Here is a 21,927-nt window from a genome sequence, read left to right on the forward strand (position 1 = left end):
ATGAAAAAATTAGTTTTTGAAAATTTAAAAGAACTTTCTAATATAGAAGGAAAACAGTTACCGGTAGGAGAGTGGTATACTGTAACTCAACAAATGATTAATGATTTTGCCAATGCTACATTAGATAAACAGTGGATTCACATCGATGAAGAAAAAGCTGCTAAATATTCTCCAACAAAAACAACGATAGCGCACGGATTTATGTCCGTTTCTATGTTGTCGGAACTAATTTCTAAACAATTTGAAGTAAAAAGTGTAATTATGGGGTTAAACTACGGATTAAATAAAGTTCGTTTTCCAAACCCTGTGCCTGTAAATAGTAAATTACGTTTAATTAGTTCCGTTAAACTAATAGAAGACTTTCAAAACGGTAAAAAGTTAACTTTTGATTGTACGATAGAAATAAAGGGACAGGAAAAACCAGCCTGTGTTGCCGAATTTATTTTTGTTCTATTTGAATAAAAAAAGCTGCCTTAAGAAAGACAGCATTTAAAGTTTTATATTTCTTAGTATTATGACAACCAGCCTTTCGCTATTGTCTTTTTTGAATACATTAATAAAAACACACCTATAACAATTACCATTATAGGCATTATAATGCTTCCAGGTCCGTATACTTCAGATGCTCTACTCATAAATAAGTTATACGACATTTGAACTACAATAGCTATTAGTGAAATTAAAAACATAGGTCTTGCTAACTTTTTTCTCATTAATAAAAAAGCACTACCAAGTAATCCTCCAAAAACGGCTATAGCAAAAGCAGCGGTAACCCAAGTAGGAACATTTTCATATAAAGCCCTTTCTGCTTCAGGTAAAGCAGCTCTGACTTCATCTGTCATGTAAGCTTGACCAATATAAGACATAACACCTAGTCCATTCCAAACTAAGGCTGCAATACCAATAATCCAAAAAAGTGTGGTGGGTTTGTTTGAATCTGTCATAAAATATAGTTTTTTAGTTAGTTACTGTTAAATGTAGTTATAAATAACTCAAAATCCAAAACAGACTGTAAATCAAAGAGTAGTGCACAAGTAAAAAAAGAAAGTGATTAGCTTGTAAGTAGAAGGCTTTCATAAAATAATGTTAAAGACTAGTAATTAGTGTAACAACACTAGAAAATAGTCGTCACATAAACATATAATTACTTAACAAGTAATGTTTAGTGATTAGTTAGTTTTTAATAGTTGATTGAAAGGAAAGGCTCGAGATATTTATCCCGAGCCTTTTTTAATATATTCTATTTATACAGCTTACTTTCTTTCTAGTAAGGCCATATAAAATCCGTCGTAACCAGATTTATGCGATAGTACTTTTTCGTCTTTTATAAATTTAAAATCTTTTCCTGCATCAGAAGCTAAAAAGAACTCAACTTGTTGTTGATTTTCTGAAGGTAATACTGAGCAAGTGGCATATACCATTTTCCCACCTGGCTTTACCATTTTAGAGTATTGTTGTAATACTTCTTGTTGTGTACCACGAATTTTATCTAAAAACTCAGGTTGTAATTTCCACTTACTGTCAGGGTTTCTTCTAATTACTCCCAAACCAGAACATGGCGCATCAATTAATACCCTATCAGCTTTTCCTTGTAATTTTTTAATTACTTTGGTTGAATCAATTACACGAGTATCAATATTGTGAACTCCATTTCTTCTAGCACGTACTTTTAGTTTTTTCAATTTACTCTCGTAAATATCCATTGCTATAACTTGTCCTTTATTTTTCATTAAAGAAGCTAAGTGCAATGTCTTTCCACCAGCACCAGCACAAGTGTCTACGACCTTCATGCCAGGTTCTACATCTAAATAAGCAGCTACTAATTGTGAAGAAGCGTCTTGCACTTCAAAAAAGCCTTTTTTAAAGGCTTCTGTTTTAAAAACATTAGCTCTTTCTACTAATTTTAAAGCATCATCATATCCTTTGATAAATTCAGTATCAATTCCTTCAGAAGCTAACTGTTTTTGTAAATGAGCTTTGGTTGTATTTAAGGTGTTTGTACGTAAGATAACTTCTGCTTGTTTGTTTAAAGCAGCTATTTCTTTGGTCCAAACCTCTTCACCTAATTCTTGAACACCTACTTCATCAATCCAGTCAGGAATAGACTCTCTAAACTTTCTTATTTTCAATAATTCATCAAATTTTCCTTTAATACGTCTAGTAGGAGTAGGTTCAATTTGATTCCAATCTGGTAACTGAATTCCTTTTAGTACACACCAAACAGCAAATAATCGCCATAAATCAGGACGAGAATACGGTGCTTTTACATTTGCTATTTCTGCATATAATCGTTTCCAACGAACCACATCATAAATAGTTTCAGCAACAAACTTTCTATCACGTGCTCCCCAGCGTTTATCTCTCTTTAAAGCTTTTTCAACAGCTTTGTCTGCATACACATCTTCATTAAAAATATCGCGTAAGCTATCAATAACCGCGAAAACTAAATTTCTATGTAATCTCATTTGATGAATTTAAGAGTGCAAAGATAGTTGATTTTAATGGCTTTTTGTATTTTCGTTCTTAATGAATTTAAATCACCCCGTAACATATATAAAAGGAATTAGTGTTGCCAGAGCAGAGTTACTATTTACCGAGTTAGGTATTAAGACTTGTAATGACCTGTTGCATCTTTTTCCGTTTAGATATATTGATAAAACACAGTTTTATACGATTAATCAGTTGCAACAAAACTCTGCTGAAGTACAAATAGTAGGTAAGATTACGGGCGTAAAAACCGTAAAGCAAAAAAGAGGAAGTAGGTTAGTGGCTACTTTTTCAGATGCTACAGGTACTATGGAATTGGTTTGGTTTAAAGGTGTAAAGTGGATTAAAGATAGTTTAAAAGTAAATACTCCATATGTTATTTATGGGAAATTAAATTGGTATAATGGAACTCCTAATATGCCACACCCAGAAATGGAAACAGTAAAAGAATACAAAAGCAAGCTGCAAATGGCTATGCAACCGGTATATCCTTCTACTGAGAAGTTAAGCACGAAAGGAATAAGTAACAAGGTTATGCGTACGATGATTCAAAACTTGTTTCAACAAGCGTATAATGATATTGAAGAAACTTTTCCTGCTTATTTTATTGAAGAATATCAATTCTTAGGTAAAAAAGAATCGTTATTAAATATTCATTTTCCTAAGAATCAAGAATTACTAGCAAAGGCTCAATATCGATTAAAGTTTGAAGAATTATTCTTTATTCAGTTACAATTACTACAGAAAAAACTCATACGAAAATCAAAACTAAAAGGCTTCGTTTTTGAACAGGTAGGAGAGGAGTTTACCAATTTTTACAACAATCATTTACCTTTTGACTTAACGGGAGCTCAAAAACGAGTACTGAAAGAAATTCGTAAAGATGCAGGGTCTGGAGCGCACATGAATCGATTATTACAAGGTGATGTAGGTTCTGGGAAAACGATTGTAGCATTATTAACTATGTTGTTAGCCATTGATAATGGCTATCAAGCCACAATTATGGCACCGACAGAGATACTTGCAACACAGCACTATAATGGGATAATAGAATTATTAGAGAAAACCGATATTAAAGTTGAATTATTAACAGGATCTACCAAAACAAAAAAACGTAGAGAAATTCATGAAAGCTTACTAGATGGTTCTTTGCATATTTTGATTGGCACTCACGCTATTTTAGAAGAAAAAGTACAGTTTAAAAATCTAGGAATTGCTATTATTGATGAGCAACATCGTTTTGGAGTAGCACAGAGAAGAAAGTTGTGGGAAAAAAGTTCATCTGATGGAAGAGCTATTCCTCCTCATATTTTGGTGATGACTGCGACACCTATACCAAGAACATTGGCTATGTCTGTGTATGGTGATTTAGATATTTCCGTAATTGATGAATTGCCTCCTGGACGTAAAGAAATTAAAACTGTACACCGTTATGATAGTAATCGTTTGGGTGTTTTTAAGTTCTTGAAAGATGAAATTGCTAAAGGGAGACAAGCTTATGTGGTATATCCTTTAATCCAAGAATCTGAAGCGATGGATTACAAAGACTTAATGGATGGATATGAAAGTATTTCTAGAGAATTTCCTTCTCCTAAATATCAAATTAGTATTGTTCATGGTCAAATGAAACCTGCTGATAAAGACTATGAAATGGAACGTTTCGCAAAAGGAGATACGCAAATTATGGTAGCAACTACGGTTATTGAAGTAGGAGTGAACGTACCAAATGCTTCAGTAATGGTTATAGAGAGTGCTGAACGTTTTGGATTAAGTCAGTTACATCAATTGCGAGGAAGAGTAGGACGTGGAGCTGAACAGAGTTACTGTATTTTATTATCGAGTTACAAATTATCTTCTGACGGAAAAACTCGATTACAAACTATGGTAGAAACTACAGATGGATTTAAAATTGCTGAAGTAGATTTAAAACTTCGTGGTCCGGGAAATATTATGGGAACACAGCAAAGTGGAGTGTTAAACCTTAAAATAGCAGATGTTGTTAAAGATAGTCCAATATTACATGTAGCACGTAAAGCTGCCATAAATTTACTTCATGAAGATCCTAATTTATCAGAAATAAAAAATTCCAGCTTGCTGAAAGCTTATGAAAAGCTTAGAAAAACAAGTGGAATTTGGAGTAATATAAGTTAGAATTAAGCACTATTAACTAGTACTTAATTCTTCTTTTTTGTTTTGATCGTTTTTATCAACATCACTTTCACTTTTATTGTATCTTAATATTAGGTATCCTATTATAGCAGATACAAGAGAACCTAGTAATACACCAATTTTAGCAGACCCTAGGAACTCTGGACTTTTAGCAAAAGCCAAACTAGCAATAAATATAGCCATAGTGAACCCAATTCCTGCTAAAAACGATACACCTATAATATGTCTATTATTTATATCTTTAGGAACCTCAATTATTTTAAGTTTTTTAACGGTAGTAATTATTGTAGTAATTCCAATACTATTTCCAAGAACTAAACATAGAGCGATGTTTATTATTAAGGAGGTGTCTAAGTTAGCATCACCATCTATTAAAACTCCTGCATTAGCTAAAGCAAAAATAGGGATAATTGCATATGCAACTATATCATGTAGTTTATGCTCTAACAATTGTAAAGGTGACTGATAATCTTCTATCCAATGATCTAAACTATCTATTTCTGCAACTTGTTCTTTCGATAATATAGGTTTAGAAGAAACTTTAGCCCCTTTGATATTATCCATTATTTGTGATAAGTGTGCTATAAACTCAGGAGTATGTACTTTTTGTCTAATAGGCACAGCAAAAGCCATTAATATACCTGCAACTGTTGGGTGTATACCTGCTTTAAGGAATAAAACCCAAATTACAGTACCAAACAAGAAAGTTATATATTTTGAGTAAAAACCTCTGTAAGCTATAAAATATAAAAAGGCTAACAAAGCTAACGCTATAGATATTAAAGTTATATTTATACTAGCACTATAAAATAAGGCAATAACTAAAACAGCTCCTATATCATCTACAATGGCAAAAGCTGTTAGGAATACTTTTAAACTAAGAGGTACTCTTTTACCTAGAGTATTTAATACCGCTAAAGAAAAAGCTATGTCTGTTGCCATAGGTACCCCCCAACCATGTGCTGTATCAGCACTTTTATTTAAGAAAACAAAAAATAAAATAGGAAACAACATTCCACCAAGAGCACCGAAGAGAGGAAAAGCTAATTTTTTGGTAGAATTTAACTCTCCAATTAAAAATTCTCGTTTAATTTCTAACCCTATTAAAAAGAAAAATACAGCCATTAATCCGTCATTAATCCAAAGAATTAAAGGTTTATACAATTCAAAATGTTCTGATTTAAAACCAATTTTGTATTCCCATAAAGCATTGTAACTATCTTTAAAAGGAGAATTTGCTAAAATAAGAGCAAGTAAAGTAGCTCCTAAGAGTAAAATACCACTTGCACTTTCAGTTTTCATGAAATTTTGGAGTGGAGATATAATTCTTTTTTTTATCATGTTTATGTATATAGATTGTTACTTACTTTTTTAGTAAAAAGTAAGGTTATTAATTTTTTTGTTTCAGAAAGCGAAGATAATTCATCAAACTTTAACGAAAAGTTAAATTTTAAAACTTTTTAACACTTAAGAAGGAGAAATTATATGAAATACCTAAATTTAGTTGGGTGCTACTTAAACTTCCACCTTTAGCTTTTACATAACCTGCTCCTAATCTTAAATTTAACTTATTGGTAAGTTTTTGATTAACTCCAATACTAGGTTTAATAATTAACCCTTGTCCTGTGCTTATACCACCACCACCAGCTGCACCTCCTAGAATCTGTGCAAAAAATGTTGTTCTTTCTTTAAAAAAGCTATTAGTTTGCACTCCTAACCCTACTATACCTTCTGCATAAGCGCCAGCATTACCAAAATTAGCAAAAGAAGTTTGACCAGCAGCATATAAATATTTATTTAAGAAAAAATTTAACTGTAATGATATTTGATGCATGTTTTCATTATGTCCTTCATCTCTTGCTGCATTAACATATAAGTCTTGTTTAATAATAGCATCAAAACCTTTAAATTTTCCTCTTGAAAATTCTCTTTCGTCTGATAAAATTCCATCTCTATCTACATAGTATTTTAATCCTAGACCAAAAGTAGAAGAAACAAAATGAGAGTCGGGACTCATCATATATCCTTTATTGATTGAGGCATATACATTATCGAATAGTTTTTGTTCTAAAGAGATATCTGGATAAATTAAAAAACCGCCTTTAGTATCTACTCCACCACCACCACCGGCTCCTAATCCTAATTTAGCTAAAATATTTGTACGGTTTCTATTCATTGATAAATGATATCCGCCACCCAAAAATACATCCATATACCCAGCTTTTATTCCATGATATGCGCCATCAGCTTTAACAAAAAAGAAAAAATTATCTGTAAAATAAGAGTTTAATTCAAATCCTGCTAAACGTATTGTATTTCCTTCATAAGAACCTTTGGTTACCTTAGCGTTATTTAGGTGAACTAATAATGAAATTCGATTACTAAAGATATTCCAAGAACTTTGTCTTAAATTTTCTATAGAAAAATTACTTTCTCTATTTTTAAAACTTGTTGTTTCAAAAGAAAGAGGTACTTGTATTGCTACATTAAACTGGCTACTATTTATGGTGCCACCATCAAAAAAGTCAACATAACTGTATCCTGCAGTTGCAGAAAAGTGTTTAAAATCATATCCTAAATTAAGATGAGGAAGTATAAAAGCTCCTCCACCATCAGGGGCAGATGCACCACCACCACCACCAAAGTGAATTCCAGCATCAATAAAAAAGTTATCGGTTATTTTTTGTTGGATTCCAGCATTTACACCTAAAGTAAAAAAGCCTCCTCTAATACCTCCAATAGCACCATATAAACCAACTCCAGCATAACTCCAATCATTTAGTTTTAGATTGTAGTGAAGCCCTGTATAGTCCATATTTTGTTCTCCTTCAGGCATTTTAATTGATAAGAAATCAATTTGACCAAAACCAAACTGTGTTTTTCTTTCAGGAATGGTATTTGTTTGCGCGTAAAAAAAATGAACACTCATTAGTAAACTTACTACGAGTGCTCTTTTAAAAATAATGTTAAGCATTAAATTTTATTTAATTATGTATTTTTTGACGTTCACCGTTTATGTATGAAGCTACAAAAGCATCATTAAATCCTATTTTAATTAATTCTTTTTGTAAATCTTTAGCTTCATCTAAGGTAGTATATAAACCTAAAGAGTATTTAAAATAGCCATCATTAGTTGTAACTGTTGAAGGAATAACTTCTGAAGACAATAAAGGGTATTTGTTTTCAGAAAGTACTCCTATTTGTACAGAATAAATAGTTTTTCCATTTATGTTTTCTGTCACTTCGTTTGTAATAGTTTCAGTGTTTATATTTGATGATATGTCATTAATGTTATCTGAAGACTCTTCATTATTTCTAGCAGCTCTAGCTTGCGCTCTATTTATGCTGTCTAAAACTCTGTAAGCTTCTTTCTTTTTTATAGACTCAACGTCTAAGTTGTTAATAGCGCTATCACCACCATTTACATAAAAATAATATGCTGCCCCTAAAGCAAGACCTAAAAGCAAACCTAAAAAAATAGGCAGAGTTTTAGAACTCTTTTTTAAAGCAGCCAATTCTTCTTGTGTACTGCTTAATTCACTTTCTGCTTCTTCTCTTTTTAATTTAGCATTATCTAAGTCTTCTTGTATTAACTTAAACTTTTCTTCTTCTATAAAAGGCATAATATGGGTTGATTAATAATTATTAAAAGCACTAAAATACAAATCTTTTTTCATTCATAAGTTTTAAAGAGTATAATAGAGCTTCTAATTGATAATTTCTATAACTCGTGAGGGGTAGAATAAACAGTCATTTTATTATTTCTACTAAAACCAATAAGGAAAATTCCAAATTCTTTTGCAAAATCTACAGCTAAAGAAGAACAAGCAGAAACTGCTATTATTATTGGTATTTTAGCTAAAAAAGCTTTAGAAACTATTTCATAAGAAACTCTTCCGCTAACTAACATATAATTAGCTTCTTTTAGCTTGTTTTTATTGATTAAATCACCAACACATTTATCTACGGCATTATGGCGACCAATATCTTCTTTTATAGTTAATAATTTTTTATTGGTGTTAAAAATAGCACAAGCATGACTACCTCCTGTAGATCTGAATAAAAATTGCTTCTTGTTCATTTCCAGAAACATAAAATGGATTTCTTTAACTAAATCTTTAATGTTATTGGCAGAGTTTCTTTTTAAAGACTTTCCTTTAATTTTTAAATCTTTTAATTCCTTTTTTCCACAAATTCCGCATGAAGAAACTGATAAAAGAGTACGTTTATTTAAATATCCTTTTCCTAATTTATTTTTTAAAATTTCCAAGTTTATAACTGTAGAAAAGTCCTTCTCTGTTTTTATTATGCTTATTTTAATTCCATCTTTATTTTTGTAGATGTCTTCAGCATATAATAAGCCTCTTACTAATTCTTCATCGTTTCCAGGAGTTCTCATAACTACTGTGTATGGCTCTTTGTTAATGTTTATTTGTAATGGAGCTTCTATTACAAGAGTGTCATCAAATTTTTCTAAAGAATCAATAGAAAGTTTAATAGATTGGTAGCTTTGTGTCTGTTTCATGATGATAGCAAATGTATGTAAAAAAGTAAGTAAAAAGAAAAGCCCTGACATTTAAGAATCAAGGCTTTTGGTATGTTTTATCGCCCCTAAACAATAAAACATACCTTTTGATAGGGGCTTTCTATCAATTAAATAAACGATAAATTACGAATAATAGTATTGGATACTAACCATTTTTCGTGCAGTCAATAACTATAAGTTCATTGTTTAGGTTTGTGGTAAAAAATAAATAAGTATTTCCACCGTCTTTTAATTTTGTTTCTTTTCTAATTTGAGCTACAGTTTTTGGGAAATTACGTGTTGTAATGTTTGCCTTAGATTCTGTTATTTGTTTCTTTATTCTTTTTTTATTGTAAGTAAATACATTGTTGATGTTAAAGATTCTTCCGGGGAAATCTTCAACTAAATTTTCTGAAGTATAAAGATGAGAATGTTGATGTAGTTTACCTATTTTTTGTTGATTTGCTACTTCGTTAAATCCTCCTGATTTTAAAATAGCGGCATTAGGTTCGTAAAGATATTTTAACGGTAGAGAATATTCAGGTTTTATTTTGTTTTTTAAACTGAAATTAAAAATTTGATAATTGTTTTTCAGTATATTACATGTTTTTATATCAACAGGTACTTTAATGTCTTTTTTTAATAAAAAAAGTAACTCTTTTACCTCATTATTAACTGCTATAACATGAATTTCTTTTACAAATTTCAATTCATTTATAGTTGATGTAATGTCTAAAATTGGTGAGTTTTTAATAAGAATTGTGTTCGACTTTTCAAATAAAAAATCTAAATTTTCAGGTATATTTGGTATACAATCACTCAATAAAAAAACTTTTCCTTTTTTTTCGTTTCTTCGAGAAGGATCAATATAAATACAATCGAATTTTTCAGAAGTATTTTCTAGATATTTTAATCCGTTTGTAGCTATAGTTTCAATGTTAGACACTTTCATTTGCTTATAATTGTATGAAACAATTTTTGAAAGTTTTTCATTTAGCTCGCAATGTATAACATTTTTAAATTGTTTTGAAAAAGCATAACAATCAACACCAAAGCCTCCAGTAATATCTATTATTGACTCTCCGTTAATTAATTTAGACTTGTAATGAGCAGTTATTTCAGAAGAAGTTTGTTCAATACTTAGTTTAGGAGGATAATAGATGTTTTTTGTTTGAAACCAAGTAGGTAGTTTTTTTTCAGATTTTTGTTTCGCAATGATTTGGTTGGCTAATTCTTGAATAGAGATTTTTTCAAAAGGGCTTCCTTTAAAAATTAATTGCTCTATATTGGATGTTAGGTTATGGTTAATATAATCCTGAACCTCAGTATTTAAAATGTTTTTATTCAAAAAAGAAGTGTTTTTTTAAATGCTTTTTACTACAATAATACTAATAATTTAACAGTTATAAAGTTTTGTTAATCCTATATTTTCATTAGGTTTGTTTACTTAATTATCAATTTAAAGTTAACAAATAATTTATTATGAAAAAAAGTATTTTAATGCTTGCTATGATTTTAGCAACAATGAGTGTAAGTGCTCAGTTTTATGTTTCTGCAGCAGGAGGGTATTCAATTTCTAGTGCTGGTGTACGTTTTGGTACTGAAACTACTGCAGCTGGAGTAGAGAACACTTACGGTAGTTATGGTGAAGGACTACATACTCAATTAAGAGGAGGGTATTTTTTTAACGACACTTTTGGTGTTGAAGTTGGTGTTGGATACTTAAATGGAGCAGATCAAACTTCTCTTTTAGTTGATTTACCTACACAAGCTCAATATATAAACATTGAAGCTAGAGGTAAAGCTTATGGGGCATCTGCTTCGTTAGTTTATAAATTTACTAATAATATCTATGGACGTTTTGGGGCCTTGATTAAGGTAGGAGGAAAAACTGAATCTGATGGGAAAATAAGAATGGCATTGTCTCAAACAGAAATGCTTAATGTAGATTATACTCAAGATTACAAGGGCCGTTTGCCATTAGGTTTTATAGGAGCTGTTGGATATAAGTATGACTTAAGTGATAAAGTATCTCTTTTTGCAGAATTAGAATACATGGGAATTAGTGTTACTAGAGATACTTCAGAAATTACTGAATTTTCAGCAAATGTTAATGGAGAAGCAAGATCTATAGAGCAAGTAAAAGCTATTTTTGCTAATCACCCTAATGCTCAATACAATCCTTTAGCTGCTGTATTTAACAAAAATATAGAGTATGTTGATGAGTTACCTTTTGGTGCAAATCCAGCTGGAGAAAAGCAATTATCTCAAAAAGTTCCTTATTCTTCTTTTGGGATTAATATTGGTGCTACTTTCTATTTCGGAAAATAATTCCTGTATTATATAAAATAAAAAGAGCAGCAATTTTGCTGCTCTTTTTATTGTTTGTAAGTTTTAATAATGTTAATTATATGCTTTTACATCTCCCATATCTAGAGTACCAACTGGCATTTCATGTTTTGTTGGTAGTATTGCTCCAGATTCAGTTGTGACCCAATCACTCCATGTGGCTTCCATTCCGCCTGTTGGGATTATAGAAACCCACATTTTATAACTGGTAGGCCTGCCGTTTTCGTCTAAAATCCATAGATAAGAATCTCCCGGAGTTGATCCTCCCGTGGTATAAGTAATCAATAAAGCGTCTTTACCTTCATATTGTACAATTCTTCGCTCAATTCCGTTTTCAAATACTTTATAAGGAGCTACTAACCAAAAACTATCATTGTTAAAGTAGTCTATTGCTTTTTGAAGTATTTCATTGTTCTTAACTTCTTTTTCATTTACTAAAACAACACTTTTTTCGGGGCTTTTTGTATGCAAGATTACTTTATTGGTATCCCACGATACTTCGACAATATTTTCTTGTTTGTCCCATTTATAAAAATGCTTTCCTCTAAAACTCCATTCAATAAAACGAGTATCTTTATAAGCTTCATAATTCAATGCTTCAAGCATTTTAGTGGCTAAAGCATCTGCTTTAGGTCCTTGTTTGCCTGTAGGAAGGCTTTCGTTGTTTTTAAAGTAAAAAACAGCTAATATAATAGCTCCAATTAGCAATAATATACCTAATGTTTTAAATAACTTCTTCATTTCTTTTTGTTAATGTTAATTGTTTAATTCCTTTAGCTAATTCATCTGCTGCTGAAGGGTTATTTCTAAACCAAAGTTCAGGCTCAATTAGCTCTAATTCAGCAATAGCTAATTTACCATTATTATCAGTAAAAACATCAACACGTGCATAAATAGGAGGTTCTATACAAGCTTTAACAGCATTTTCAGCAAATATAATTTCTTCTTTAGTAGGAGTGTAGTTATGAACTGAACCTCCGAAATCGTCTTGTACCCTGAAATCTCCTGGTTTTGCTATTTTTAAAATAGCATGTGTAAATTTACCGTTCATGACCATTAATGAAATTTCTCCTTTTTCAACTATATTATACTGAAAAGGTTGGATGATCATAGCTTCTTCTATAATTAACGAAGAGAAAGTCTTTTCATATTCGTTTATATTTTCTAAATTGATTTTGTAAGTGTGTCTCGCAGCACCAGAAATACAAGGTTTTAAAACAAAATCTTTTAAATCATACTTTAGAGAAAGTTCTTTTAATGTAGACTGTGTTCCTTTTTCAATAAAATAGGATTCACAAATATGAACTCCGTTTTGTTGTAAGTCTTGTAAATAATGTTTATCAATATTCCAACGAATAATTTTCTCTGAGTTTAACAATGTTGTTTGTTTACTTACAGTATTTAACCATTTTGAAAATTCAGGAAATCGATCAAAATAATCCCAAGTGGTTCTAAACAAAACATACTTTGTTGTAGACCAATCAAAAGTAGCATCATCCCATGAGAGACGAGCTACTTTTAAGCCTTGATTTTCAAGAGCTATTTTGACATAATTGTCTTCATCTAATACATTCTGAATATAGTTGTCAAGATTTTGAGGGTTTACATATCTCTTATCTGTGAGAATAATAGCATCGTATTTTTTCATATATGCAATGTAGTGGTATTTTTAAAGTTGTAAAATGCTTATTTATACATTTTATAATATTTTATTACGTTATTTGGTGCTTTTACATCTTAATTCATAAGATAAAAAGTTGTTTTTTTGTAGATAAACTTATAGAGAGTAGCTTTAGAAGAGAGGGGATGTAGTATTTACTATACTTATTAAATCTAGGTACTTGGTGAGTATATTAACAGAGGTAAATAGTTTAGAAGTTATAATAATAGAGACAAGCTTGTTATTATTAATGTTTAAAAACAAAAAAAAGCGCTTTAAGCGCTTTTTAAAACATATCTTTTACTAAATCGTTCATACTATCATATTCTTTGAATAAAAATCCAAAAAAGTCACTGCCTTTTTTCTTGTCAGATTTTAACTCTCCTTCAGAAAACCTATATTTTCTAAATTCTTTTATTTTTTTGTTAAGCTGTTTTTTTAAAGACTTATCAATAAGTAAATGATTTACGTTTTTCATAACTTTTTATAAAGCGTTATTTAGGTCTACTTTGTATTTATTTAATAAAGCTTTAGTTATTCCTAAGTTAGCGTCTTTAGAGTCTACAGCCAAATAAACAAAATAAGCACCACTAGGAGCAATGTTAATAATATGTATTTGACTAGATAAGGTTATGGTAATATCTTGAATTTCTTCATTTAAACCTAAAGCTTCAATAGCTTTTAATTTAGCTTTTACTACTTCTAAATTATAAGCTGAAGCTAAATTTGGGTCAAAGCTCTCATCTTTTGTAAATGAATCATAAGCTTCACCAGAACTAACATCGGTAACAGATACAGCAACAAACCCAGGAACATTACTTTTTAGGTTTTCGATAAAATCATTTAAAATTTCTTTCATTGTAAAAATGGTTGTTATAATAATTAATTAAAAAGTATTTATTGAAGGGCTATTTTTTTTAAGGTCAATTTAATCATGGCTAGTTTAGAAACATCATTAGTCAAAAGGCAAATAGTATGATTATCATATTTGTTGATAATAATAAGTCCGTCGTTTGATGTTAAAACTAATTGATTGAGACTTTTAGAGTTAAGAGTGTCTTGGAAAAATTCATCAGCCATGGTAAGAATAACATTAGCCATAGCTGCAATATTGTTTTCTTTAGAGATATTATAAAAATCAACCACGTGTCCTTCAGAGTCAAAAACAATTCCTTTATCTGCCTCTGATTCTTTTATTAACGTTTGTAAGTTTGCTTTCCCCATTTAAGTTTTTATAACTATTTTTTTGTTTTCCGTGTCTCTTCACTATACCTAAGACACTAATATTTTAAAAGGGTCACAAAAATAACATGTTATTTTCGTTTTTTTTTTTTAATTTTTTTTATGATTTTTTTAACAATTTTATAAGCGTAGAAAACAATTAGTTAACCAAAAACAAGTGTTAAGAGATGAATTACTTTTTTTTAATAAAAAAATAATAAAATAATAACACTATAAAATAATAACACTTTTTAAAGTATGATATTTATCATATTTATAAAAAAAGATGCTTTTTATGTTTGTGTCAAGCTGTGTTAAGGTTATCTGTGAAATTATTAAGATTACTTCTTTTCATAGTTGTGTATTTTTTTGATGCTCCCCCGCAATCTGTATAGTATTAAAACTTAAAAACAACGATTTATACCTTACAAACTCAAAAATCAATTAATAATATGACAACTAATAATTATCAAAAAAAATGGGATTCTAAAACAGGGGAGGATCAAAAAAGAAAACCAAAATTACCAAAACCAGTACCTATTGATACTGAAATTAAATTAAATGATAATGCTATACTTTTAAGTATAACTGATACTAGAGGTGTTATTGAATATTGTAATGAAGATTTTGTAAATTCATGCGGATACGAAGTTCATGAGTTAGCAGGATCGGGACATAACATTGTTAGACACCCAGATATGCCAAAAATTATATTTAAGCTAATGTGGCAAAGGCTAAAAGAAAAAAAGAATATGGTAGCCTTTGTTAAGAATTTAGCTAAATCAGGAAGGTATTATTGGGTTATGACAGACTTTATTGTTAAAGAAAATGAAAAAGGAGAAGTAACTCATTATAAAGGTATAAGAAAGGCTGCACCTAAAAAGGCTATAAATGAAATAACCCCCTTATACAAAAAGCTTTTAGAAATAGAAGGATTGAAAGATGTTGAGGCTTCTGAAAAGTTCTTAACTGGTTTTTTGGATGCAAAAAATACAGATTATGATACGTATGTAGAATATTTAATATCTGATTATAACGATTTAAATATGTTTATAAAAGATAATACAAAAAAAGGTTCGTTTTTTAAAAGATTTTTTGGTGTAAGTTAAACTCAATGAATAAGGGAAGTTATAAACTGGCTTTAATCATTCTATTATTACCAAATAAATCTTTTCTAAGTTCAACTTTAGTAAAACCTTTATCTTTTAACATTTCAACAGTCTCTTTACTTAGATATTGATTAATTTCAAAAAAAAGTAGTCCGGTTTTAGTTAAACTATTTTTAGCTAAATCGGCTATTTTTTTATAGAAAAGCAATGGATTGTCATTTTCTACAAACAAGGCTAAGTGTGGTTCGTTTTCTAGTACATTTTTTTTTATTTCATTTTTTTCTAATTCACGTACATAAGGAGGATTAGAAATAATAATATCAAACTTATTACTCAATTTCTTAGTTTTTAGAATATCTTGATGTATGAATGATACTTCAACTTTATTTAAGATTGCATTTTTCTCTGCTACTTTTAAAGCTTCTTCAGAAATATCAATAGCGCTTACACTTGTTTTAGATACGTGCTTTTTTAAACTGATAGGAATACAGCCTGTTCCTGTTCCAATATCAAGAATAGACAAGAGTTCTTGTTTTTTATTTATTTCTTGAATAACCCATTCAACTAACTCTTCGGTTTCAGGACGTGGAATTAACGTGTTTTCATTTACCATAAAAGGAAATCCATAAAACTCTGTTTTACCTAATATATATTGAATAGGTTCTTCTTTTTTTAGTCGAAGTAGGGCTTCATTTAATAATGTTTTCTTGTTTGAAGGAATTTCAAAATTAGGTCGTAACGTGAGATCTATACGTTGTAAGTTTAAATATTCATCTATTAAAAAAAAGAAAAAAGTATCAATCTCCGTTTGTGGATAAACTGAAATCAATTGCTCAGAAAAGTATGTTTTATATTGTTTTAGTAGCATTTTATAAATCTTTTAGCATCCAAATATTACAAGAATAATGGCCTGTTTTTCCTAGTGGTTCTTCTAAATCTATAAAGCCATTTTTTCTATATAGTAATGTTGCAGTTTTCATATATGGCAAAGTTTCTAAATAACACTGTTTAAAACCTGCTTTTTTAGCTTTATTCAAACAGAAACCTATTAATTTTCTACCAATACCTTTTCCTCTCGCTATTGGTAAGAAATACATTTTTTGAAACTCACAAATACTCCCCTCAAAATTATCTAATTGAGCAAAACCAGCTCCTCCTACAACAACACCATTATGTTCTACAACAAAATATCCAGCCTTTTCTTTTTGGTAGGTCTCATACATTTCATCAGTAGCCTTATCTTCATAAGCGGTTCCTACTTTTGGAGCTCCAAGCTCGATTAATACATCTCTGATAACCTTAGCTATTTGGGCATTATCTTGTGGTTTAATTTCTCTAATAATAAAATCAGATGGTGTCATAGGAATATAGTACTTTTGCAAGAGCAAAGTACCCAAAAAAACACGAGTTTTCATGAAGAAATTCATTTATTTTTTACCTTTTTTATTGCTAATTATTAGTTGTTCGGTAAAACAAAAACCGATTTTTTTAAAAGTTGATGATATAAAACTTTTATCCGTTTCTACAGACACGATTAGAGTTGGTGCCAATGCTTATTTTGAAAACCCTAACGATATAGGTGGTAAAATAGCTACTGATGAAATTAAAGTATTAATTGATGAAGTAGAAGTAGCACAGGTTTCTTCTGAAGAGTTTAAAGTTCCAGCTCGTAAAGAATTTTATATTCCACTAAAAGTGGTAATTCCTTCAAAACGAGTGTTTGAAAATAATAAAAACGGAATTTTAGGAGGTGTTTTAAACTCTTTAATAAACCAGCGTTTGAAAATTCATTTTAAAGGAGATTTAAAATATAAAGTTTTAGGTTTTTCACATGTATACCCTATTGATAAAGTAGAAAATATAGAAATTAAGTTCTAGTATTATGAATCATGAAGTCTACATATTACGCTGCTTAGAATTAGCTAAAAAAGGGATAGGAACTACAAGACCAAATCCATCCGTTGGAGCTGTAATCGTGCATAATAACAAAATAATAGGAGAGGGGTTTACATCTCCTTATGGAGGTCCTCATGCAGAAGTAAATGCTATAAACGCTGTTCAAAATCAAGAGTTACTCAAAGAAGCCACCATTTATGTTACGTTAGAACCATGTTCTCATCATGGAAAAACACCTCCTTGTGCAGATTTAATAATAGAGAAAGGAATACCTAACATTGTTATAGGATGTGTAGATACAAATAGTTTAGTAGCGGGTAAAGGTATAGAGCGACTTAAAAAAGCTGGTAGAAATGTAATTGTAGGTGTTTGTCAGAAAGATTGCATAGAACATCACAGACGTTTTTTTACCGTTCAAAATAAAAAACGTCCTTACATTATTTTAAAATGGGCTGAAACGAAAGACGGATTCATAGCTCCATTAAAAAAAGATGAGCAAAAACCAGTATGGATTTCCAACCAATATTCTCAACAGTTAGTCCATAAATGGCGTAGTGAAGAGCATGCTATTTTAGTTGGAACGAATACGGTAATTGCAGACAATCCGTCACTGACAGTTCGTAATTGGAAAGGAAATAACCCTATGAGAATTGTTATTGATAAAAACTTACGAATTCCGTCAGAAGTAACTGTTTTTGATAGAAACGTACAAACAATAATTATAACAGAAGAAAAGAAAGAGGAAAATCAACATGTCATTTACGAACAAATCGATTTTTCTTTTCAAGTGGCGGAACAAATTTGTGAAGTGTTGCACAAACACCAAATACAGTCAGTGATAATTGAAGGTGGTGCTAAAACATTACAAACATTTATCGATGCAAATTTATGGGATGAAGCTAGAGTTTTTATTGGAGATGTAGTTTTTGGAGAAGGGGTGAAGCACCCAGTTTTTAGCACTAAGCTATCTTCTGAAGAAAAAATAGATAACGATATTTTAAGAATATATAGGAATGATTAAAAACATCATTTTTGATTTTGGTGATGTATTCATCAATTTAGACAAAGAAGCAACATATAAAGAATTAGCAAAATTAGGAGTTACTGAAATTTCTGACGAAATGATGCAACAATATTATCAGTATGAAATGGGATTGATATCTACTGATGAATTTGTGTCCTTTTTTCATGATAAATTCAATATTTCAAAAGAAGATTTAATCCGTTCGTGGAATGCTATTTTACGAGATTTTCCTAAACATCGTTTAGATTTCATAAAAGAACTTGCAGCAAGCAAACAATACCGATTGTTCCTACTAAGTAATACAAATGACTTGCACATTTCTTGGATTCAAAAAGATTGGGGAGAAGAGTTGTATGACGAGTTTAAAGGTTGTTTTGAACAGTTTTACTTATCACACGAAGTTAATTTCAGAAAACCAAATACGGATATTTTTGAGTTTGTGTTACAAGAGAATAATCTACAAGCTTCTGAAACCTTTTTTATAGATGATACCAAAGAGAACACTAACACTGCGCAACAATTAGGGATTCATGTATGGAATAATTGTCCAAAAACAGAAGATGTGGTTGATTTATTAAAAAGAAAAGAATTTATAGCGTGATATACTTAATTTTTAGCATTCTTATCTCTAGTTTATTATTTGTAATTTTTAAACTCTTTGATGTTTATAAAATAAATACATTGCAAGCTATTGTTTTAAATTATGCTGTAGCACTATCTTTTGGTTTTATACATACAAAAGTTTCCATACCTATTATGGATATACCAAATCAACCCTGGTTTTTTGGTGCTTTTATTTTAGGTTTTTTATTTATAGCTGTATTTAATGTAATGGGAGTTACGGCACAGAAAAATGGACTCTCAGTAGCTTCAGTTGCAGGTAAAATGTCGGTAGTAATCCCTGTAATAATTGGAATCTTTTTATACAATGAGAGTATCGGATTAGTTAAAGCTATAGGGATAGTTTTGGCATTGATAGCAGTATATTTATCTTCGGCAAAAAGTGATACTTCTTCAGTAAAATTTAAAAACTTGTTATTTCCTTTATTACTTTTTTTAGGGTCAGGGAGTATTGATACATTATTAAAGTATACTGAAACTACTTACGTACCTAAAGAAGCATTACCAATGTTCTTATCAGCTATTTTTGGATGCGCTTTATTTTTTGGTTTTTTTATTTTAACAGCTCAGTTACTAAATAAAAAAGGAGTATTTGAATGGAAAACGTTCCTTGGAGGGATTGCTTTAGGAGTCCCCAACTATTATTCTATGGAATTTTTATTAAAAGCATTACAAACAAAGGGGCTTGAAAGTTCTACAATTTTTACCATAAATAATGTGTCTATAGTTATATTAACCACCGTATTTGCTCTTACATTTTTTAAAGAAAAATTGATTAAAAAAAATTGGCTTGGTATTGGGCTTGCCATAATTAGTATTTTATTAGTAGTTTCGGCATAATGAATGAAGAAATAAAAGACACTTACAAAACAATTACCAAACCCTCTGAGGAAACCTTATTTAAAGACCGAAACAGTAAGTTTTTCGGGTATGCTTTTCCTGTTTTTACTGAGGAAGATATTAAAGAACGTTTAGAAGAACTCCGTAAACAACATCATACTGCACGTCATCATTGTTATGCGTGGCAATTGGGAACAGAAAAGATTCGTTTTCGTGCTAATGATGATGGGGAGCCGAGTAATTCAGCAGGGCAACCAATTTATGGACAAATACAATCTTTTGATGTAACCAATATTTTAATTGTTTCTGTACGTTATTTTGGAGGAACCAAACTTGGAGTAGGAGGATTAATTAACGCCTATCGAACTTCAGCGCAATTAGCTTTAGAAGCCTCTGAAATTATTGAGAAAACCATAGATATTCATTATAAGTTAAAGTTCGGGTACGATATGATGAATAAAGTACAACGTATTATCAAAGAACGAAACCTAGATATTATTAATCAAAAATTAGAATTAGACTGCGAGTATACCATTTCAGTACGTAAAAAAGAAGCTGAAAGTATTTTTGAAGTTTTTAATAATTTATTTAAGGTGGAGATTAAATTAGTAGATTAAACACTAATAGAGGCTTTGAAAAAAATGAAGTTAATGAGAAAAAATATTATCATCCTCTTTTTAATGGTTCTACCCATTAAGAGCATAAAAGCTCAAAACTTTTTGTATAATACTGAACAGTTTGGTATACGAGGATCTATGTTAGGAGGTGCTATAGCTGCTGGAGCAGATGATGAAAGTATGACTTTTTATAACCCTGCAGGAATACACAAAGTTCCTTCTCAAGTAAGTATATCTCTATTTCAGCCTGTAATTCGTAGCTTTGGTTTTAATAGCTTTTGGGGAGCAAGGGAAAGCAGCGAAATAAATACTAATTATGGGCTAAAACCTTCTCTTATATCTTTTAAATTTAATTTAAAAAATATTGAATTAGCATTTATTAAAATAAGTAAAAGCGAGTTAACAGATTTTTTTAATGCAAAAAGAGAAACCACAAACAGTAACCTTTTAAATACACAGTACTTTGAATATGAATATAAAGGCGAAGATGATTGGTTTGGAGTCGGAACAAGTTTTAAATTAACATCAAATATTTACCTAGGTATTAGTCAGTTTCTAAGTATTTCTAACTTTGAATATAGAAATAAAGTATTTTTAGAAGAACTAAATACAGCTAATAACACTTCTAATAGCTACTTTAACTCTGAACAAACTAGCAGTTATGATAACACAGGTTTTATAACTAAAATAGGTTTTTTATACGATACTAATAAACACGACTTTGGTTTTACAATAACTACTCCAAAGTATTTGAGAATTTTAAAAGATGGATATTATACAGGAGAATTAACCAGAATAGATAGTGACCATAGTTTAGGCAGGCAAATTGTAGATAATGATATATCTCCAGAGATACGAACTCCTTGGGAGTTTTCTATCGGATATAGTTTTCTAGTAAATAAAAATAGTAAATTATGGTTAAGTACCAGTTATCACACTGGAATATCTGATTATAAAGTCGCAAATATAAAATCCGGAAACTCTGCTTTTTCCTGGGTCAATGGTAATAAATCAGTTATTAACTTTGGAGTAGGGTATTCACATCAAATAAGTCCAACATTAGAATTATCAGGAGGTTTTAGAACAAATAATTTAGCCTACGAAAACAAAAAGGTTTCATTAACAAAATTGAGAAACACTATTTTAGATGGAAATCAGATACACTTTGTAATTGGAACTAAATTTAAATTCAAAAGACACGACGTGCTTTTAGGGTTAGACTGGGGAACTATTTATGATACTCCAAACAAAACTAGCTTTGAATATTTACAAGATATTGCTGAATTATCTCCAAACTTGAATGGGCTGACCAAACAAAATATAACTATTCTATTAACATATAGGTTTATTATAGATGAATTAATAAAGCTATAATATATCTTAACTTACTTAAGCTCAAAACATTTTAG

24 protein-coding genes are annotated in these 21,927 nt (G+C 30.1%); 10 read left to right on the plus strand and 14 right to left on the minus strand.

What is annotated here, in order from left to right; all coding sequences use genetic code 11:
- Nucleotides 1-462: a MaoC family dehydratase gene (locus tag AC3VJB_RS04120; RefSeq protein WP_253680216.1), complete on the plus strand. Its 462-nt coding sequence runs from the start codon at nt 1-3 to the stop codon at nt 460-462.
- A gap of 50 nt (nt 463-512) precedes the next feature.
- Here AC3VJB_RS04120 and AC3VJB_RS04125 read toward each other — a convergent pair whose 3' ends face one another.
- Both AC3VJB_RS04125 and AC3VJB_RS04130 read right to left on the minus strand, forming a co-directional pair.
- On the minus strand, nt 513-944 hold the full coding sequence (locus AC3VJB_RS04125) for a hypothetical protein (protein ID WP_253680214.1): 432 nt from the start codon (nt 942-944) through the stop codon (nt 513-515).
- 309 nt (nt 945-1,253) lie between these two features.
- On the minus strand, nt 1,254-2,465 hold the full coding sequence (locus AC3VJB_RS04130; RefSeq protein ID WP_497666792.1) for an RsmB/NOP family class I SAM-dependent RNA methyltransferase: 1,212 nt from the start codon (nt 2,463-2,465) through the stop codon (nt 1,254-1,256).
- A gap of 61 nt (nt 2,466-2,526) precedes the next feature.
- On the opposite strand from AC3VJB_RS04130, the gene recG reads away from it, so the two are divergent.
- Nucleotides 2,527-4,638 carry an ATP-dependent DNA helicase RecG gene (gene recG, locus AC3VJB_RS04135; protein ID WP_497666793.1) on the plus strand — a complete coding sequence of 704 codons (2,112 nt, stop codon included), beginning with the start codon at nt 2,527-2,529 and terminating at the stop codon, nt 4,636-4,638.
- A 12-nt stretch (nt 4,639-4,650) separates the two neighbouring features.
- Here the strand turns inward: recG and nhaA are convergent, their stop codons facing one another.
- The 5 genes from nhaA to AC3VJB_RS04160 form a co-directional block, all read right to left on the minus strand.
- Nucleotides 4,651-5,958 carry a Na+/H+ antiporter NhaA gene (gene nhaA, locus AC3VJB_RS04140; protein ID WP_231128414.1) on the minus strand — a complete coding sequence of 436 codons (1,308 nt, stop codon included), beginning with the start codon at nt 5,956-5,958 and terminating at the stop codon, nt 4,651-4,653.
- Nucleotides 5,959-6,106: 148 nt separating this feature from the next.
- Nucleotides 6,107-7,630, minus strand: a complete 1,524-nt coding sequence (locus tag AC3VJB_RS04145) for a hypothetical protein (RefSeq protein ID WP_073184080.1) — start codon at nt 7,628-7,630, stop codon at nt 6,107-6,109.
- 10 nt (nt 7,631-7,640) lie between these two features.
- Nucleotides 7,641-8,279, minus strand: a complete 639-nt coding sequence (locus tag AC3VJB_RS04150; protein WP_073184078.1) for an SPOR domain-containing protein — start codon at nt 8,277-8,279, stop codon at nt 7,641-7,643.
- Nucleotides 8,280-8,377: 98 nt separating this feature from the next.
- Complete coding sequence (gene fdhD / locus AC3VJB_RS04155) at nt 8,378-9,181, minus strand: formate dehydrogenase accessory sulfurtransferase FdhD (protein WP_437824634.1); 804 nt, start codon at nt 9,179-9,181, stop codon at nt 8,378-8,380.
- Nucleotides 9,182-9,347: 166 nt separating this feature from the next.
- Entirely contained in the window at nt 9,348-10,529 is a 1,182-nt protein-coding gene (locus tag AC3VJB_RS04160; protein ID WP_159491127.1) for a THUMP-like domain-containing protein, read from the minus strand.
- 134 nt (nt 10,530-10,663) lie between these two features.
- Here AC3VJB_RS04160 and AC3VJB_RS04165 point away from each other — a divergent pair, with 134 nt between their 5' ends.
- Entirely contained in the window at nt 10,664-11,512 is an 849-nt protein-coding gene (locus AC3VJB_RS04165) for an outer membrane beta-barrel protein (RefSeq protein ID WP_047788841.1), read from the plus strand.
- A gap of 72 nt (nt 11,513-11,584) precedes the next feature.
- Here the strand turns inward: AC3VJB_RS04165 and AC3VJB_RS04170 are convergent, their stop codons facing one another.
- The 5 genes from AC3VJB_RS04170 to AC3VJB_RS04190 all read right to left on the minus strand — a co-directional run bounded on the left by AC3VJB_RS04170 (nt 11,585) and on the right by AC3VJB_RS04190 (nt 14,414).
- Nucleotides 11,585-12,271 (minus strand): hypothetical protein, encoded by a 687-nt coding sequence (locus tag AC3VJB_RS04170; RefSeq protein ID WP_253056622.1) that lies wholly within the window; start codon nt 12,269-12,271, stop codon nt 11,585-11,587.
- Nucleotides 12,255-13,178: an ATP-grasp domain-containing protein gene (locus AC3VJB_RS04175; RefSeq protein WP_437824637.1), complete on the minus strand. Its 924-nt coding sequence runs from the start codon at nt 13,176-13,178 to the stop codon at nt 12,255-12,257. The genes AC3VJB_RS04170 and AC3VJB_RS04175 overlap by 17 nt, the downstream gene beginning before the upstream one ends.
- A 298-nt stretch (nt 13,179-13,476) precedes the next feature.
- Nucleotides 13,477-13,668, minus strand: coding sequence for a hypothetical protein (locus AC3VJB_RS04180; RefSeq protein ID WP_047788838.1), 192 nt, complete (start codon nt 13,666-13,668; stop codon nt 13,477-13,479).
- A 6-nt stretch (nt 13,669-13,674) separates the two neighbouring features.
- The gene (locus tag AC3VJB_RS04185; RefSeq protein ID WP_047788837.1) at nt 13,675-14,049 is read right to left on the minus strand and encodes a hypothetical protein; all 375 of its coding nucleotides are present in this window, start codon (nt 14,047-14,049) and stop codon (nt 13,675-13,677) included.
- A gap of 38 nt (nt 14,050-14,087) precedes the next feature.
- Nucleotides 14,088-14,414: a roadblock/LC7 domain-containing protein gene (locus AC3VJB_RS04190; protein ID WP_047788836.1), complete on the minus strand. Its 327-nt coding sequence runs from the start codon at nt 14,412-14,414 to the stop codon at nt 14,088-14,090.
- A 449-nt stretch (nt 14,415-14,863) separates the two neighbouring features.
- Between AC3VJB_RS04190 and AC3VJB_RS04195 the strand changes: the two genes are divergently transcribed.
- A complete protein-coding gene (locus AC3VJB_RS04195) occupies nt 14,864-15,520 on the plus strand; it encodes a PAS domain-containing protein (RefSeq protein WP_497666794.1) in 657 nt (218 codons plus the stop codon).
- Between the two features lie 19 nt (nt 15,521-15,539).
- On the opposite strand, the gene prmC is transcribed toward AC3VJB_RS04195, so the two are convergent.
- On the minus strand, nt 15,540-16,388 hold the full coding sequence (gene prmC, locus AC3VJB_RS04200; RefSeq protein ID WP_047788835.1) for a peptide chain release factor N(5)-glutamine methyltransferase: 849 nt from the start codon (nt 16,386-16,388) through the stop codon (nt 15,540-15,542).
- 1 nt (nt 16,389) lies between these two features.
- Nucleotides 16,390-16,881 carry a GNAT family N-acetyltransferase gene (locus AC3VJB_RS04205; RefSeq protein WP_047788928.1) on the minus strand — a complete coding sequence of 164 codons (492 nt, stop codon included), beginning with the start codon at nt 16,879-16,881 and terminating at the stop codon, nt 16,390-16,392.
- A gap of 52 nt (nt 16,882-16,933) precedes the next feature.
- Between AC3VJB_RS04205 and AC3VJB_RS04210 the strand changes: the two genes are divergently transcribed.
- The 6 genes from AC3VJB_RS04210 to AC3VJB_RS04235 all read left to right on the plus strand — a co-directional run bounded on the left by AC3VJB_RS04210 (nt 16,934) and on the right by AC3VJB_RS04235 (nt 21,892).
- Nucleotides 16,934-17,398, plus strand: a complete 465-nt coding sequence (locus AC3VJB_RS04210; RefSeq protein ID WP_159615544.1) for an LEA type 2 family protein — start codon at nt 16,934-16,936, stop codon at nt 17,396-17,398.
- A 1-nt stretch (nt 17,399) separates the two neighbouring features.
- Nucleotides 17,400-18,437, plus strand: a complete 1,038-nt coding sequence (gene ribD / locus AC3VJB_RS04215; RefSeq protein WP_497667313.1) for a bifunctional diaminohydroxyphosphoribosylaminopyrimidine deaminase/5-amino-6-(5-phosphoribosylamino)uracil reductase RibD — start codon at nt 17,400-17,402, stop codon at nt 18,435-18,437.
- The gene (locus AC3VJB_RS04220) at nt 18,430-19,041 is read left to right on the plus strand and encodes an HAD-IA family hydrolase (RefSeq protein ID WP_497666795.1); all 612 of its coding nucleotides are present in this window, start codon (nt 18,430-18,432) and stop codon (nt 19,039-19,041) included. Before ribD ends, AC3VJB_RS04220 begins: the two co-directional genes overlap by 8 nt.
- Nucleotides 19,042-19,121: 80 nt before the next feature.
- A complete protein-coding gene (locus AC3VJB_RS04225; RefSeq protein WP_520980979.1) occupies nt 19,122-19,901 on the plus strand; it encodes a DMT family transporter in 780 nt (259 codons plus the stop codon).
- Nucleotides 19,901-20,518, plus strand: a complete 618-nt coding sequence (locus AC3VJB_RS04230; RefSeq protein WP_206337267.1) for an IMPACT family protein — start codon at nt 19,901-19,903, stop codon at nt 20,516-20,518. Before AC3VJB_RS04225 ends, AC3VJB_RS04230 begins: the two co-directional genes overlap by 1 nt.
- 33 nt (nt 20,519-20,551) lie before the next feature.
- Nucleotides 20,552-21,892, plus strand: a complete 1,341-nt coding sequence (locus AC3VJB_RS04235; protein ID WP_156167003.1) for a hypothetical protein — start codon at nt 20,552-20,554, stop codon at nt 21,890-21,892.
- Nucleotides 21,893-21,927: the final 35 nt, after the last annotated feature.

This window comes from Tenacibaculum sp. TB-53, from assembly GCF_059716285.2.

What these genes read in the sequence shown, in the direction of transcription:
- AC3VJB_RS04230 (WP_206337267.1), top strand. Translation starts at nt 19,901, where the DNA reads ATGAATGAAGAAATAAAAGACACTTACAAAACAATTACCAAACCCTCT.
- AC3VJB_RS04145 (WP_073184080.1), bottom strand. Translation starts at nt 7,630, where the DNA reads ATGCTTAACATTATTTTTAAAAGAGCACTCGTAGTAAGTTTACTAATG.
- fdhD (WP_437824634.1), bottom strand. Translation starts at nt 9,181, where the DNA reads ATGAAACAGACACAAAGCTACCAATCTATTAAACTTTCTATTGATTCT.
- AC3VJB_RS04130 (WP_497666792.1), bottom strand. Translation starts at nt 2,465, where the DNA reads ATGAGATTACATAGAAATTTAGTTTTCGCGGTTATTGATAGCTTACGC.
- nhaA (WP_231128414.1), bottom strand. Translation starts at nt 5,958, where the DNA reads ATGAAAACTGAAAGTGCAAGTGGTATTTTACTCTTAGGAGCTACTTTA.
- AC3VJB_RS04170 (WP_253056622.1), bottom strand. Translation starts at nt 12,271, where the DNA reads ATGAAGAAGTTATTTAAAACATTAGGTATATTATTGCTAATTGGAGCT.
- AC3VJB_RS04235 (WP_156167003.1), top strand. Translation starts at nt 20,552, where the DNA reads ATGAGAAAAAATATTATCATCCTCTTTTTAATGGTTCTACCCATTAAG.
- AC3VJB_RS04205 (WP_047788928.1), bottom strand. Translation starts at nt 16,881, where the DNA reads ATGACACCATCTGATTTTATTATTAGAGAAATTAAACCACAAGATAAT.
- AC3VJB_RS04220 (WP_497666795.1), top strand. Translation starts at nt 18,430, where the DNA reads ATGATTAAAAACATCATTTTTGATTTTGGTGATGTATTCATCAATTTA.
- AC3VJB_RS04150 (WP_073184078.1), bottom strand. Translation starts at nt 8,279, where the DNA reads ATGCCTTTTATAGAAGAAGAAAAGTTTAAGTTAATACAAGAAGACTTA.
- AC3VJB_RS04165 (WP_047788841.1), top strand. Translation starts at nt 10,664, where the DNA reads ATGAAAAAAAGTATTTTAATGCTTGCTATGATTTTAGCAACAATGAGT.
- AC3VJB_RS04125 (WP_253680214.1), bottom strand. Translation starts at nt 944, where the DNA reads ATGACAGATTCAAACAAACCCACCACACTTTTTTGGATTATTGGTATT.
- AC3VJB_RS04210 (WP_159615544.1), top strand. Translation starts at nt 16,934, where the DNA reads ATGAAGAAATTCATTTATTTTTTACCTTTTTTATTGCTAATTATTAGT.
- prmC (WP_047788835.1), bottom strand. Translation starts at nt 16,388, where the DNA reads ATGCTACTAAAACAATATAAAACATACTTTTCTGAGCAATTGATTTCA.
- AC3VJB_RS04190 (WP_047788836.1), bottom strand. Translation starts at nt 14,414, where the DNA reads ATGGGGAAAGCAAACTTACAAACGTTAATAAAAGAATCAGAGGCAGAT.
- AC3VJB_RS04120 (WP_253680216.1), top strand. Translation starts at nt 1, where the DNA reads ATGAAAAAATTAGTTTTTGAAAATTTAAAAGAACTTTCTAATATAGAA.
- AC3VJB_RS04185 (WP_047788837.1), bottom strand. Translation starts at nt 14,049, where the DNA reads ATGAAAGAAATTTTAAATGATTTTATCGAAAACCTAAAAAGTAATGTT.
- recG (WP_497666793.1), top strand. Translation starts at nt 2,527, where the DNA reads ATGAATTTAAATCACCCCGTAACATATATAAAAGGAATTAGTGTTGCC.
- AC3VJB_RS04180 (WP_047788838.1), bottom strand. Translation starts at nt 13,668, where the DNA reads ATGAAAAACGTAAATCATTTACTTATTGATAAGTCTTTAAAAAAACAG.
- AC3VJB_RS04195 (WP_497666794.1), top strand. Translation starts at nt 14,864, where the DNA reads ATGACAACTAATAATTATCAAAAAAAATGGGATTCTAAAACAGGGGAG.
- AC3VJB_RS04175 (WP_437824637.1), bottom strand. Translation starts at nt 13,178, where the DNA reads ATGAAAAAATACGATGCTATTATTCTCACAGATAAGAGATATGTAAAC.